The sequence below is a fragment of the Serratia sp. LTN-2 genome (assembly GCF_059740205.1).
On record NZ_JCAXDO010000027.1, the window covers coordinates 20,565 to 35,469 of the forward strand.

Annotated in this window: 14 protein-coding genes and 2 pseudogenes; all 16 read right to left on the reverse strand. The window is 46.8% G+C overall.

Going from position 1 to position 14,905, the window contains the following annotated elements; genetic code table 11:
* Positions 1-6: 6 nt before the first annotated feature.
* The gene (locus tag AC6BYQ_RS26235) at positions 7-306 is read right to left on the reverse strand and encodes a PAAR domain-containing protein (RefSeq protein WP_498057776.1); all 300 of its coding nucleotides are present in this window, start codon (positions 304-306) and stop codon (positions 7-9) included.
* A complete protein-coding gene (locus AC6BYQ_RS26240) occupies positions 306-902 on the reverse strand; it encodes a DUF6931 family protein (protein WP_498057777.1) in 597 nt (198 codons plus the stop codon). Before AC6BYQ_RS26240 ends, AC6BYQ_RS26235 begins: the two co-directional genes overlap by 1 nt.
* Before the next feature lie 30 nt (positions 903-932).
* On the reverse strand, positions 933-2,960 hold the full coding sequence (locus AC6BYQ_RS26245; RefSeq protein ID WP_498057788.1) for a type VI secretion system Vgr family protein: 2,028 nt from the start codon (positions 2,958-2,960) through the stop codon (positions 933-935).
* Complete coding sequence (gene tssG, locus AC6BYQ_RS26250) at positions 2,960-3,898, reverse strand: type VI secretion system baseplate subunit TssG (protein WP_498057778.1); 939 nt, start codon at positions 3,896-3,898, stop codon at positions 2,960-2,962. Before tssG ends, AC6BYQ_RS26245 begins: the two co-directional genes overlap by 1 nt.
* Positions 3,889-5,697, reverse strand: a complete 1,809-nt coding sequence (gene tssF, locus AC6BYQ_RS26255) for a type VI secretion system baseplate subunit TssF (RefSeq protein ID WP_498057779.1) — start codon at positions 5,695-5,697, stop codon at positions 3,889-3,891. The genes tssG and tssF overlap by 10 nt, the downstream gene beginning before the upstream one ends.
* Positions 5,698-5,740: 43 nt before the next feature.
* Entirely contained in the window at positions 5,741-6,178 is a 438-nt protein-coding gene (locus tag AC6BYQ_RS26260; protein WP_498057780.1) for a type VI secretion system baseplate subunit TssE, read from the reverse strand.
* A 54-nt stretch (positions 6,179-6,232) separates the two neighbouring features.
* On the reverse strand, positions 6,233-6,727 hold the full coding sequence (locus AC6BYQ_RS26265) for an Hcp family type VI secretion system effector (protein WP_498057781.1): 495 nt from the start codon (positions 6,725-6,727) through the stop codon (positions 6,233-6,235).
* A 31-nt stretch (positions 6,728-6,758) separates the two neighbouring features.
* Complete coding sequence (tssC, locus tag AC6BYQ_RS26270) at positions 6,759-8,240, reverse strand: type VI secretion system contractile sheath large subunit (protein WP_498057782.1); 1,482 nt, start codon at positions 8,238-8,240, stop codon at positions 6,759-6,761.
* A gap of 113 nt (positions 8,241-8,353) precedes the next feature.
* Complete coding sequence (tssB, locus tag AC6BYQ_RS26275; protein ID WP_498057783.1) at positions 8,354-8,797, reverse strand: type VI secretion system contractile sheath small subunit; 444 nt, start codon at positions 8,795-8,797, stop codon at positions 8,354-8,356.
* Positions 8,798-9,246: 449 nt separating this feature from the next.
* Positions 9,247-9,929 (reverse strand): annotated as a pseudogene (locus tag AC6BYQ_RS26280) (IS6 family transposase).
* An 86-nt stretch (positions 9,930-10,015) separates the two neighbouring features.
* Positions 10,016-10,336: a hypothetical protein gene (locus AC6BYQ_RS26285; RefSeq protein ID WP_498057784.1), complete on the reverse strand. Its 321-nt coding sequence runs from the start codon at positions 10,334-10,336 to the stop codon at positions 10,016-10,018.
* Positions 10,337-10,615: 279 nt separating this feature from the next.
* Positions 10,616-11,032 (reverse strand): hypothetical protein, encoded by a 417-nt coding sequence (locus tag AC6BYQ_RS26290; RefSeq protein ID WP_498057785.1) that lies wholly within the window; start codon positions 11,030-11,032, stop codon positions 10,616-10,618.
* Positions 11,033-11,504: 472 nt separating this feature from the next.
* Positions 11,505-12,728 (reverse strand): IS91 family transposase, encoded by a 1,224-nt coding sequence (locus AC6BYQ_RS26295; RefSeq protein ID WP_498057786.1) that lies wholly within the window; start codon positions 12,726-12,728, stop codon positions 11,505-11,507.
* Between the two features lie 84 nt (positions 12,729-12,812).
* Positions 12,813-13,234, reverse strand: a pseudogene (locus AC6BYQ_RS26300) (transposase); the annotation flags it as partial.
* A gap of 323 nt (positions 13,235-13,557) precedes the next feature.
* Complete coding sequence (locus AC6BYQ_RS26305; protein WP_498057789.1) at positions 13,558-13,920, reverse strand: FHIPEP family type III secretion protein; 363 nt, start codon at positions 13,918-13,920, stop codon at positions 13,558-13,560.
* 391 nt (positions 13,921-14,311) lie between these two features.
* Entirely contained in the window at positions 14,312-14,599 is a 288-nt protein-coding gene (locus tag AC6BYQ_RS26310) for a hypothetical protein (RefSeq protein WP_498057787.1), read from the reverse strand.
* Between the last annotated feature and the right edge of the window lie 306 nt (positions 14,600-14,905).

Consider the following 14,905-nt stretch of genomic DNA (forward strand, 5'->3'; position numbering starts at 1 on the left):
GCGGCCTCATGCAAAAATCACTAACGGATAACCTGTAGTGATAACGCCACCATGCGCACATAAATCCCCTAGCCGTGCCGCCGGGCGCCCACCGATCAACACCGTTGGGCTTCCCATAATCACCGTATCAGGTGGCCCCACGCAAACCAGCATCGATCCCAGCGTGGCAGCCGGTAGACCGCCGATCAACACCGTCGGTATCCCCGTCGGCAGAATAGGGCCACCGACGTGTGGTATTGGCGGCACGGCTGGCGATACCATAGGGCATACATGCATATCCCCCACACGGGCAGCTGGCATTGGCATTACGCTCCCTCCGGTACGGTGATATCGTTATAAAGGTAATAGCGACGCCCCGTATCCTGAGACAATGGCATACGGTTGAATTGCTCTTGAGCCAGTTGCACAAACTGGCCAAGATAACAGGCCTGTAAATCTGGTTTTTCGCTATAACCATGCAAAATCAGACACAGGGTATTAGCCAGCGTCAACGGCGCCTGCCAGTGCTGCGGAAAAACCGCCTCCAGTCCTGCCGGAGTCATACTGCCTTCGCTCCAAAAAATCGACAGTACCAGGCATGAGATAGGGTTATCAAAACCCAACGCCTGTGCCTGCTCAAACAGTTCATGACGCAAGGGATCCCCCCCATTAGCACGCCATTGGCGAGCTTGCTGGAAGAGCATGCGTTGCTCTTGCATTAACTCCCGCTCATAAACGCAACTGACAAACGTCAGAACAAGTTCCAGTGCCTGGGCAAAAGGCAGCATAAAAATGGCGTAAAACACCATGTCCTGCCATTGCGAGGTTTCGCGCAGAGCAAATAGATTATGTTCATGCGCTGCTGACAGGCTTAACACCTGCTCAGCCTGTAGCGACAATTGATAGTGCCGTAATTTAGCCATAGTTGACTCTCATTAGCCCTGGATACTCTATTAACCAATTTTGGTCAGTATCCCTTTCACCATTGCGATGCCCGTTGCATCCACCTGGACAATGCCACCCTTGAGCTGTGCCATTGCCGACCCTTGTACTTTCACCGTAGCCCCCAGCAACTCGGCCATTCCACTGCTCTTCAGTGCAAGTTTTCCACTGCCCTCTACCGTTACTGTCGGTGCTTTGATCGTGATGCCAGAAGGCGTAATTGACAGTTTGCTAGCTCCTACCTTGAGTTCAATGCCCTGGCTGGCGGTGATCGTGCAGTGTTGTCCGGCGCTGATTTGTGCACTCCCTTTGGAAACATTCAGGGTATAATCCCCGCGCCCTAGGGCTGTGATGAAATCCCCTTGATCCAGGGTGTGCTTTTTATCTCCTTTCTTCAGTTCAGTCAGCGCGTTGCCTTCTTGCAGCATGAGTAGATCATTGCCTTTATTTATTTTGGTCTCCCGCTTGTCCACTATCTCCCATAAAGCGTGGCGATTAATCCGCGCCAGCAAATCGTTTTTTGCTTTTAGTTGCAGATCTCTTTGTGAGTGCAACAAAATAAACTCTTCATCTTTTTTATCTTCAAAACAGAACCTATGCCCCTGATCGACGCTGCCCTTGGCACTGCTGCGCGAGACGATGCCGCTCTGCGTTTTCTGCTCCGGCAGAGCAAAGGGGGGCATTTTTACGCCGTTATAGACAGTGCCTGTCACCAAAGGACAGTCCGGATCTCCGTCGACAAAGCTAACCAGAACCTCACTGCCAACCCGAGGAATAAACTGGGCCCCAAACTTTGCGCCATTCCCAAACTGATTCATCCTCACCCAACAGGAGCTGTCATCGTTCTTTTTGTGCTCCCGATCCCAATAGAACTGGATTTTGATCCGGCCTAGTTTGTCAGTATGGATTTCTTCAGACTCTGGCCCGACGACCTGGGCAGATAACACGCCTGCAATATAGGGGCGTGGTATCGAAGGTGTCGGACGAAAGTTTTTTTCTGCCGAGTAGAGCGTAACCTGTGAGGAATACTGCAATGTGCCTTGTTCCAGATTACTTTCCGCCTTCAACTGCAGGCGTCCAACCACATAACGCCCATCGGCGCTGCTATGGCCTTTCAACGTAAATCTCTGGCCAGCCTGCAAGGCGGGATAACTGTTGGTGGCACGGGCGCAATAGGACTGCGACTCCCATTGCTCGATGCATAGCACCGCGTGTTTCTCCAACAGCGGACGCTCATCCAGTCGGCAGTCATCGTACAAAGATAAGCCTGGTGCGGTGGGATACCCCCCTGTAGCCTTGGCATTGGCTGTCACTGCTGCCCCATTCATCACGTTGTAGCCATTCATTTCTGCTCCACCGGGGATGAGCTGGCGCTGAATATCCCAGGCGCGCAATCCATAACCTTGTTGCATTCCCATACGTGACTGATAAGGCAAGGTTGCCAGTGGCGAGTCACTGAAAGCGGAAGGGTGATCGGCCAACACCATGGTGTGCCGCCCTGCCTCATGGCGGAAGAAATAAAAAATACCGGCGTCTTCAAGCTGTCGGGTTACAAAGTCGAAATCGGACTCTTTGTACTGCATGCAATATTCACGTTTCGGATAGTTCCCTTTCAGGAGTATGTCAACATCGGTAAACCCACGTTGGCGGAAAATATCGCATACCATGTCAGGCACACTGATCCGTTGATACACTCGCAGGTTACGGGTCAACGTCAGCAGCTTGAACCAGGGTTCAAGACGAAGCTGGTAGCAATACTGCCCGTCATCCCATCCCTGTTGCTGCAACTGCGTTACTATGCCGTGCACAATACGCTGGTTTACTGCATCCCCCACACGCAATGCCAACGGCTTCCCCAGATAGGGTTCTAACGTCCCCCACTCTTCTGTGGTATAGAGCCGAGCGCTAAACGAGTATGGACGTGAAAGTGCTTCTTCCCCCTCCAACTGACTGATGGCAGCCACATTGGACAAACTGCCCAATAATTGTAAATAGCGATTTTTTTGTCCTAACAACATGGTTTCACCTGATTTTTGCATCACTCATGGCACTCGCTGAATAACATTCGCTGGAGTGAACCATCGACGACACCGCCCAATCCTCCATCCCACCCCAAGCGGTTGCTACCATTCAAGACGATGCATCCGGCCCCGTGACGTACCAGCAACTCCAACGAAAATGTGAGGGCGGGTCCTGAAAATAGCCGTACCAGAGCCATCAGGCGGCTGTGGGATAAATTACCCGGCATAAAGTGACTACGCTGATGGATCGACAACGGCCCTAAACGGATAAGGAAACACGACTGAACGCCCCGATAAACCGCGCCTAACATCGGTGCCATCCCCAACCGGCTGCTTCCCAGTCGGCAACGGTGTGTTGGTTCAATGGTGCGCCAGCACCCCTGAAACGGGATAACCTCTACCGGTAGCGAGAATTCGCGGCACAGTAAATGTTGCAAATTCAATAAACTACGAGCAGGTGTGGCCAGCAGACCAACGCAATTTGCCGCTACCGGTAACGAGCCATTCGCCGCAAATTGCCCCGTCAGTGCGCTGATCACTGCGGGGAAAAACACTTGCAACTGCCGTTCCGTACCTATGTAGAGCCGATATTTTTGCCAGGCCTGAAATCGCAGACTTAGCAGGCGATGTGTAAAAATATCCAAAAATGCCTGGGCAGCTTCATCCCCATAGCGATAACGGCTATCGATCAGCCATTCGGTATAACGTAGTGGCAATGCCCCATGCGGCCCCAATAAGCCAAAGTGATGCACGGCCATGCGATACTGCTCGCTCCCCTCTTCTGGCCGTTTTAACGTCACCACCTCCTGAGCTGGGGCATCCAAGGTCAGTACCGAGGTAAACTGCACCACCTCATCTGGTTTACCTGGGATTTTTCCACCCGGGCGATAGCGTTGAAGTAAACGGCGAACATTTTGGTAAAAGCTCCAGCCCACCAACCTTATCTTCACAGCCACGACGATCTTCCACTGCGACGTGGCCAGCGGTTGACACTGTTGTTCACCGATTCAAGCTGAGTCACCGTCTGGGTAAAGCTATTAATCGGTACGTACATACCGATAAACCGCTCCAACAAACTGCAAAACAGGTAGAAATCAGCAAATTCAGCCGCCTGAGCATGAAAGGTCAACGTCACCTGCAAACCTTGCGCCAACGAGCCAGGATCGGCAGGAACCAGCCTGGCGGATAATGGCTTTATCTCGACCTGCTTTAGTTGCGCAATTAAACGTGAGATCGACGGATCCTCACGTAAATTGTAAAGTTCCAGTGTTTCTTTAAGCCGTTGTACTCCGTCCTCACCGCTAAACAGTTGTTGATTAAGACTGAGTTGTGATATCAGGCGCCAGTTCATGGCACAGTTCAACTGGGGGCGAATAGGTAATCTTGGACGGATCAACCCTAGTATTTGTACGCCAGGAAACGTACTTTCTGATTCAAAGTCTCCATCAGGATGGCCATTGCTCAATTGTTGAGGCACATCACGATTGGTACAGGTCAATCCCAGCATCACAACATCAGTTTCCGGTGTTAACTGATCACCATTTGCATCGGCAAAACCGATAAAAATATTGGTACCGGCATCGTTTGGCAGCATGGAAGGACGCTGTGTCGCTTGCCAGAACAATCTGGGCAAGTCTTCATGCCAGCCGTGATCCGTACCCAATAATGGCGGCACCAAACGTGAGCGTAACTGTTCCTGATGGCGACTTATCAGCGTGACGCTATCAATGGAGTAAACCTCCATGCTGTATGGCTTACGCGCATCGGGTTGCACCAGGTATTCATGCTCCGACTCAAGTGGGATCAAGGGTTCTGACTGATGGGAAAACAAATTTACTATTGGAACGCAATTGAGACGGAAGGTGTCAGCACTCACTTTGTCGCTCATGCGCTCAATGCGGCGCAATGCGGAACAATCATTGAAGCGAAAACGATAACGCAGTTCACGAGCGCTACTGGCTGCGATAGCTTCACGGGGAAAGGGAATATCCAGAAACAAATATCGCTCCTGAAAACTAAAATAATCGCGGAACAGATGATGAATCGGGTTGATCGTCATATCGCTATGACATAGGCAATCTTCAGCGTCGAACCCCACCGCCTGCACCACGCACGAGGTCATATCACATATTTTATCCCCGAGCCGGCATTCCAGATGCTTGACCTGCGATAACAGTAACTCGTAGAGCCCATGAGCCAACACCGGTGCCGCCTGTAAGTACAATCGAATCGTTTCGGCCTGAAAATTTGCACCAGCCCATAGGGTAAAATTCAGCGTTAGAATAAAGTCGCGGTCATAAGGATCTGGCATTAACTCGCCAGCACTGAGGCTTAACGGCAACATTTCCAAGGGGTAAACCGTGCGAAAACGGCATGTCACATCATTGACCGGTTGGGAAGCCAATGGTGTATGGCGCGCCACTGTTGTCCTCCCGGTAATACCAGAGCTCAGTGGATCCTGTTGAAATTGTACCAAAGAGACCGAAGGCACCTGCCGAATAAACTGAGGAGCCAAGGTTTCCAACATGGCGTTGCCCAGTTGCGGCATATCCTCATCAATATCTTGATGAATACGTGCGGTTAAAAAAGCGAAAGACTCCACTAAGCGTTCTACATGCGGGTCTTCGGAGGTCCCCTCAGCCATACCCAGTCGTTTAGCTATTTTGGGAAATTGCTTGGCAAAAGCCATGCCATATTGCCTTAGGTAGACCAGTTCTCTATTATAATAAGTGAGGATCTTTTTTGGTAAAAACATTTATCATTCCCATAAGACTAATATTTTCCTTGTTAAGGAAATTTCAATTATTCAAGGTGTATGTATATGCTGTGTTACTCCATGAAATAGAAAATGCAACCGGCTCATAAATAAAAATACCACTCAGACAGAATATAATTCTTTCCGGCGTATTATTTTGCATGGTTATGACCACATTCTCTAAGCGTGGCTCAAACCAGGATAATGCCTGGGTAATAAAATTACTTAATGCTTCAATTCGCTCATTATCTGAAATATCTACATCGATAACGTCAAAGACACCATAATTGAGCACCGATTTGGGAAGCTCACCATAAAGTGTAGTACCGGATGATAATGGCCTTGATGAAAACAACATATTGAGGTCGCTCATTAAACTCTGAACAATCTCCGGCCGTTTATACATGGGTGTAATACCATGTTCTTCATCACGAGGATTATGATCTTGCAAGCGGTGAAGGAATGAAGGTTTAAGTAACATTATTATTATCCTTTGGGGCTACTGCCAGGTATATGCCAGCAGTAGCCCGCCATTTTATTGCTTGATGTTCTCGAGCAGATTCCAACCCTCTGGACCCACCTTGCTACCCGCAGAACCATCGTCTTTGATCGGCGTGAATGTCCACTTGATTTTAGAAAAAGTGATGGTGAATTGTTCTTGCGGATAACCGCCACCTTTTGAACAACTTTGCTGTACCGCTGAGATAGCGCACTCATCCAGCTCCACTTCAGCATAAGGATGAAGCGCACCTTTGATCATTGTACAGATTTCTAATTTTATCGCTTTAATTGTTGTACCTTGTGCTACAGCAGACAGTAATTTAATTGAGCTACTGTCCATCGTTTTCAGACAATCTATCGTTCTGAAATCTGCTGTCGCCATGGTGATTTTACGCTTACCACTGTCAGCAATACGTGCATGGTTAGCGACACCGAAGTTAATATGCTCCAGTTCGATCCATTTCTGGTGCTTGCTATCCGTACTTTCACCATCTATACCATCAATTTTCAAAAAAATCGCAGAACTCATTATTTATCACTCCAGTTATGATTAAAAATCATCAAGCGGCTGAAGACGGTGGTAAGTCAGCAACCAGACGTAATGACATACTTAACCCTTCCAATTGGAAGTGAGGCCTTAAATAGGCCACTGCACGATAATTTCCCGGTGAACCAGGTACTTCAATAACGTCTACTCTTGCCTCGCGCAGTGGATGACTCGCTTTAATTTCCGCACCAACGGTATCGGAGCCAACAATATATTGGTTCATCCAACTTTGCAGATAAGCCTGACATTCACCACGAGACATGAAACTACCTACTTTATCGCGCACAATCATTTTCAGATAATGGGCAAAACGTGAGGTTGGCATAATATATTGCAACTGCGTAGACAATTTTGCGTTCGCATTTGCCAGATCTGAACTGTATTTTCGTGGTCGGTTTGGCGATTGTACCGAAAAAAATGCCGCGTAATCAGTCCCTTTATAATAAACCAACGGAATAAAACCCAATTCTGCCAGCTCTTTTTCCCGGCGATCAGTAATGGCAACTTCCGTCGGGCATTGCAGACGTCTTTCACCTGAAACAGAAACGTAATGGTGGGTGGGTAAAGCCTCTACCAGCCCGCCGCCTTCCACGCCTCTGATGGCAGCACACCAACCATAGCGCTCGAATGCGCTGACCATACGCCCAGCCAGAGAATAAGCGGCATTGACCCACAGATAGCTATGGCTGTCGTCTTCTTGAACTCTTTCTTCAAAACAGAACTGCTCTACTGGAATGGTTTTCGCACCGTAAGGTAGACGCCCGATCACTCGTGGGAGGGTGAGGCCAACATAACGGGAATCATCAGACTCACGGAAACGCTTCCAGCGCAGATAGTCAGAGGTTTCAAACAATTTGGACATATCGCGTGGGCGTGGCAATTCACTGAAATCATTTAACCCGAGCATCCCGGCATTGGCCGAACTGAGGAATGGAGCATGGGCCGCTGCGGCAACATGGGAAATCTGCTCCAACAAATAAAGATCTTCCGGGCTGTTATCAAAATCAAAATCCCCCACAAATGCAGAATAGGGTTCACCACCAAAGGTGCCATATTCATATTCGTATACGTTTTTAAACAGCATTGACTGATCAAAATCTGAAGAGGATTTAAAATCTTTTATCAGGTCGCTTTTGGTAGCGTTCAACATACGGATCTGGGTGTTATCCGTTTCACTCTGATCTAGTAGCCCTTTTAATCCCGTCCAGGAAGACTCTAACTGTTGAAATTCTGGATGGTGCAATACTTTGCTCAATTGTGCAGACATCAGGGCATCAATCGCAGCAATACGTACTTCAATACTGTTGATTAAATCACCAGAAACGACCAGAGAACCGGCAGTGACTTCAGACAAAAATTGGTCGAGCTGGCCCTTGACGCGGTCACGATCAGCTTCACGACGAATAGCCTGAGTATTATCGATAATTTGGTCAAGAATATCCTGATCCTCTGCTAACGTATCCAGCGTTTTCTGCTCTACAGAACTTTGCTCCATACTTCCCTCACTGTGCATTACTGCTTTCCGGTTCGTTACTTTCTGGTTTTCTGTTTTCTGGAATATTTTCTATTACGCCAGCATCAGCCTCGTTATTTTCTTGTGGCAAGAATTTATTCTTGCTCCAACAGAATCGCCGCAAGGCGGTCGCGTAATTTTTCGTTACTGAGTACCCGGCCTTTCAGGTCACTCAGTTTCCCCCTGATGTCTAATAAATTACGTAGAGGTTCGATTTTCTTGGCCAGGCTTTCCGGAGAAAAATCCGCCATGGATTTAAACTGTAAGTCGATATTTAAAAAACCAGCTTCCCCTGGCAATACACTTTCCACCTGAATATCCAGTGAGGGTGCCAGCCATTCCATTACAGCATTAAAATTATCTTTATCAATGTGCATGAATCGGCGATCACGCAAAGAAACATCCTGTTCAGAAAACTTCCCGATAACACCAATGACTAAAGGTAATTCTTTTTTCTCTACCGTACCGCCCAATTCAACATCATAAGTAATCTGAACTCGGGGTGGCCGCACTTTATCAAGCTTACGTTGAGTATTCATGACATCTTTTACCTTTAATATATGACAGGAAGTGCAAACTTTAGCTAAACCGCACCAAGCCTGATTAAATAAGTGACAAGCTATGGGGAAAACCCAATCTTTAAAGCACCTACAAATAACGTCATGCTAATATCAAATCAACTCACGGCATTACATGTGACAAGTAAGGTCTCATACTCATATTGAATTTTCAATAGCTCTGGCGGGACAATAAAAACCGACAAACTCACAACCCACTGTTAAATAAAGAAACAAACAAAACATTAACACTCCAATTTCTTACTAGTCAGGTTTTATAAAAATATACTGAACCAAATTTACTATGACTAGTAAGAAAAATATTAAAAATGCTAGCACATTCAAATATAAATCACGGTTATTTTATTGCGATAAATGGGGTTGTGTCGCGTTAATGACGACAGGTCAGAAAAAGTTGCACGGCCTATTTTTCAGACGGCCAACAGGTAAAATTGCTCTGCCCGTGACCATCCGTCACCGGGGGAATGCCGAAGTTGCCCTTTGCGTATCATGTGGATTAACTCAATGCCTGCCAGTATCGTTTGTGCTCGCCGGAATGATTTGAACCCCAACATCGGTCGAGTTCGCCGTTTAATATTTCGATGATCCTGTTCCACTAGGTTGTTCAGATACTTACTCCGCCTGATGGTGATCGTCTCTTCATCAGGTTTACCGGCGTTGAGTGTGGCCAGCGCCGCCGTGTTGGCGCCGCTTTTATCTATAGTCACGGTCTCTGGCTAATAGCCTTGCGGAAAAAGCGCTGAGCTGTACCAGCATCACGCTTAGCGGTCAGTAAAAAGTCGATGGTCTGGCCCGCGGTATCAACTGCCCGGTACAGATATTTCCACTGGCCTTTGATTTTGATATAGGTTTCATCCATTCGCCATTGACGCCCCACGGGACGTTTATGTCGGCGAAAGGCCTTATCCAGCAACGGTACCAGACGGATGACCCAACGGTGCAATGTCGAGTGGTCAACGATGACACCACGCTCTGTCATCATTTCCTCTAGGTTGCGCAAACTCAGTGAGTAAGCCAGGTACCAGCGGACACATTGCGCGATGATATCGACGGGATAATGCAGGCGTTTGAAGGCATTTCGGATCAGAGACATTAACAGACAACATTACAAAAAAAACAGCATGTTACCTGGCGCAGCCTTAATGCGACAGAGCCCTTCAAACCGTCATAGAGGATACTTCACTTTAGCTTTGACAGTCTTATTCCCTCCTTTTTCTCACATTCACTTGATGAACATTCTTCTATCGGTTTTATTTCAGCTCTTCTTTTTATAAAATTTCTATTTTTGATGTTTTTTGATGTTTTTTCCAACTCAGACCCAGCTATTGGAACGGAAGGATAGCGCACCTTAATGACCTTATAGGCTGAGGGTGCTGGTTGCAAATTTGTTGTAGGTATAGCCGCCCCGGCAGATGACAAGGCTATCGATAGAAGTATAGATAGGCCTAATCCAAACCTGAAATAATATAATTTTCTCATGGGAAAAACGATGATATTCATCACCATATCCTTATAGGGTCGTTCAGCTACCAGCTGATTGTTGTTGTAGATGGATATATCAATCATATGACTAAATAGTTAATTCACCTTCATAAACATCCAAAAAACAAAAGAAACAACCATAATAATGATAATTATAACAGCAATTGATATTATTGTTTCATAAATCATTTTAGCCCTCACTATCATCGTATATGTTTTATGGAAGCAAAAACATAAAAACCTCATTAATTGTTATCTGAATTTGTTATTCCAGGCGTTTTTAATATAATGCCAATTTCATCTAACTATTTTCATTAACTCACTGCTATCTCTTATGAAACATATGTAACTACCTCGTGGAAGGGACTTTAACAATGATGCTCTAGCAGATGTATATTCAACATTATCATTCAAAATGGCTAGTTTCGGACACCAATAACCCAGAATTAACCTATGAGACAAATAATTTATACTATGAAATTTTTGCGATCGAAACAATACATACCTAGGCTCTTTAATTGGTAATTTATATAAGCTTTCCTTTCTAAGGTGAAAATCAAAAATTGATTCAACCTCCATAACTAAATTCTTTACCTTTAACACACAAAATTTATTTTTATCACTAAATAACATACCATTCAACAAAGCTACAGCAATAGGATCTATGTTAATTTCTTTTTTATCACCCGCATAAGAGTATTCATAAAGTACCAACCTGTTTAAACTGTAAGGTTTTTACACTCATAACGATAAAAAATAAAAAAACCATATTGTTAGTGCTAGGTTGGTTACCAAGCCTATAAAGTAACATATTCGTCCGGCCACTGAACCTTTTATCGTGAATTTATAATTCTCAATAAGCGGTTCTGTCGACATTTGCCCTAGCATTAAAAAGCAAATGCTGCAAATTCATTTAATATCTATATAGTATAATTTCTTTTTAGTTGTCAAGTTCTGAAGTGGGATTTTTTACTTCTCTATCTAGGCCGCGTTCTCCACTGGCTAACTGCGTTCTAAATAGGAGATCAAAATCCTAAACTGTTTCATGGTTAGGAAACTCAATCGGCCCTTTTTGGGTTTCCTAACCATGAACTTAGGCAAAGGAGCTCCCCATATGGCGAAGGCTGTCACAGAATAATGCGTAAAAAAACTGTATTTGCTGTTTTTTTCATCTAAAAGCCGTTTTTTAGGCGCACTTATCCAGAGCCGGTGCCTGAAGCCATCGTTTTTTCACCATCCGGTGCAGCCTGTCACAGAGCATTTTTGTAGCGTGCTCGCCCGCTACGGCACTGGCAAAACGCAGTCGGCCTTTGCACAGGATGCACTGATACGGGTCGGTGCCCAGGAACGCTTTCATCAGCACCGCGAACCCCGGCTTCTGCGGTTTTTCGCGTGGCGTCATCTCCAATGCTTCGTAGACTTTCGGCAGCAACGAGCCCCGTTTGCGGTTGGCCAGGAAGCCGTAGTAGCGCACCATTTTAAAGTGTCGTGCCGGGATATGGCTGACGTAACGGCGGAGCATCTCCTCCTGAGTCAACTTTTGGCGCTTATGCTGCTGCGTCGTGTGGTCATAGTACTGGTGAACCACCGAACCCCCATGGTAATGGCGGAGTTGCGATGCCGCCACCGGCGGGCGCTTCAGGTACCGGCCCAGATATTTTACGCTGTGCCAGGCTCCGTGAGTCTTTTTGGCGAAGTGGACCTTCCAGTGACGCTGATATTGCGCCTGCAGGTAGCGTTTCCACTGCTTCTCATCACGAATGTGGCCATGACCGGGCAGGGAGGCCGGGTTAACGCGGTCGTAGCTGGCGCGCAGCAAGCGGATAACGGCGCCGCGCCAGATTTCTTCGACCTGCTGTTTTTTGAAGAACAGGTCGCGCCAGACGCCGTGTTTGACATCGAGGCCGCCACGGGTAATGGAGACGTGGATGTGCGGGGGCTGATTGAGCTGTCGTCCGTAGGTGTGCAGCGCGCAGAAGGTGCCGACCTCGATGCCCAGCTTGCGCGCGTGCCTGAGCATGGCGCGGGTGGCGCAGCGAAAGAGGTCGTTGAGCAGCGGCCAATTGTTGTTGAAGAACGGCCACAGCAAGTGCGGCATGGTGAAGGTGATATGTTGCCAGTCGCAGTCGGGCAGAATGTGCTGCTGCTCGGCAATCCACTGTTCGGTGCCCTTGAGGCCGCAGCTGCTGCAGACCTTGGATTTGCAGGTCTGGCAGAGAAAGCGAGAGTGCTTACAGTCAGGTGAACTGCAGCAATAGCGTCGTACGCCCATGGCGCAGGTGCCGCAGGCGAGCATGCGTTCGACGGCGAGTTTGGTCCAGTCGCTGAGCTGATGGCCATTCTTCTCGAGAAAGCGTTCCCAGCCCTGGTTGTGTTGGAACAAAAGCTTTGCAGGTCGCGGTATGTACATGATGCACAGTATAAAATGCGTCGAGGAAGGTGGAAAGGACTTCGGCTGCGTAGCAGACGAGCTCACGCCGTAGGCGTGCTACCGTTCAGTCAGCGCATGGATCACCGGTTCATTACGCCGGGCATCGGGCTGATAAAAATATACCGTCCTGCTCAGCGATAACGTCCTACAGGCCTGGCGTAAACTCATGGCAAATTGCGCCGTCAGATAGCTGACAAGTTCACGCTTTATCGCTGGTTTTAAAGCTTTTTTTCGATGACGTCTTTAAGTGCCCGGCACTCAAGGCTGAGATCAGCAAACATCTGTTTGAGGCGTCGGTTTTCATCCTCTAGGTCTTTCATCTTTTTGATATCAGAGGCTTCCATACCGCCATACTTTGCTTTCCAGTTGTAGTACGAGGCTTCAGATATACCGGCTTCACGGCAGACATCCTTGACGGTACGTCCGGTTTCGACGGACTTCAGAACGGTAATGATCTGGTGTTCGGTGAATCGGGCTTTACGCATGGCGATCTCCTCAGAGGACATAATCAGTATGTCGGAAGATCTCTAAAAGTGAATGGTTCGTTTTGCTGGGATACTTACAAAAATGGCCGCTGGGCTGTACTTGGCTGCCAACAGTCACCCCCAGAGGTACGGTAAAGGGAGATAGCAGGGCGTAATGGCCTTCAACAGCTACTACTTCAGCCTCAATACCGCTGGGTTCTAGGCAGCACAGTTCTGCCAGACTAACGCTAGGCAGCGAGGCGCGCAATAGCGTGGGGCCTATTCCCACCACTTTGCCCGCGAATTTCTCACCAGACAATGTGACTGGTGACGAGGTCAGGCGGTTATGTATGGTCTGGAAAATCAATTTCGCATAGGGGGGGGCATGATGTTAACTCCCCTCCAATTAGGTCTATATTACCGATTACACGAAGTTCAGTATCTTCACCAATCCCCAGGAAAGATAGCACCTGTAAAGCTGGGAATTCACGCTCCACGACTTTACGTAAAAAACGTCGTACATAAATGGCAGTGATTAACACTGGATTCCTAGGTTCACTTTTATTCAGTGCCGCATGTAGCCTATTGATAACGGCCTGACAGAAATCCGGTGCCAAGGCAGAATAAGAGCCGGCGGAGGTTTGTCCAATCGCTTCTCGAACTATGACAAAACCCAGAGAACAAAGGCCAATGCAAAAGAAATTGATAACAGAATAACAATTATCATGATAACAAAAAAATCGAAAAAATCATTGTATTTCAATTGTACGCTCTCAAAAAGACTAGCTTATACAATGTAATTTAAATGCAAGTTAAACAAAAACCACGTTAGCCGTTAACTAACGTGGTTTTATTATATTAATAAACACAACTTCAATTACTTAGTTTTTCGCTAATGATTCTAACCTGACGTTACAAACTTGTATAAGGCGCCTGGGCCGTACAAAATATGATTATTATGGTCTATTGAATTGCATGATAAGGCCATTTGGGCCTTCATCGACATGCATATGATCTTGGTGCTGATTTATTAACACTGTTTACTTGGGATCTCTCAGCCTTTCGGGAGCCTCACAAGTATATCCCCCCCCCCAACAATCAACCTTTAATTTTACTAACAATTATCGATGATATTGTTGATAGTAGGCCTGAGCCCACTACGGCGCCAATCAAACTGGGCAGATTTACTAGAGAGAGAGCTCCTGCGTTCTCAAAAATTCCATCCACAGCTGCTGCACCCGCACCACCACCAATTACCCCACAAATAACATTGGCAATCGTTCTTGTTATATTATCCGCACCAAATTGTTTGACAAATGGCAAGTAACCTGACAACCAGCCAATGACACCACCAATTACAAGATTTACAATAGTGTTAGCATCCATAATAATATCTCTTTGAGTGTATAGGAAAGAATATTGTTTACACCTTTAAATATAGGATACTTTTTATTGTTGGCAAGCTTTTATTCACTATTTAAAAAGATCAGTAATCAATATGTTGATAATACTTTTCAGTGATTTAGTTATCAGGAAATAGCATGTTAGGTGGAACGGGGGAATCTGATGGTGATTTAGGGGGGGGGTTGACATTATTTGCTAGCTTGGGGCACTCTACTGTGCCAACAAGGTAGCACCATAAAATGTCTTCTGGTGCCACCTTATGCGAGAGAGTTCTTATTTATTATCTTC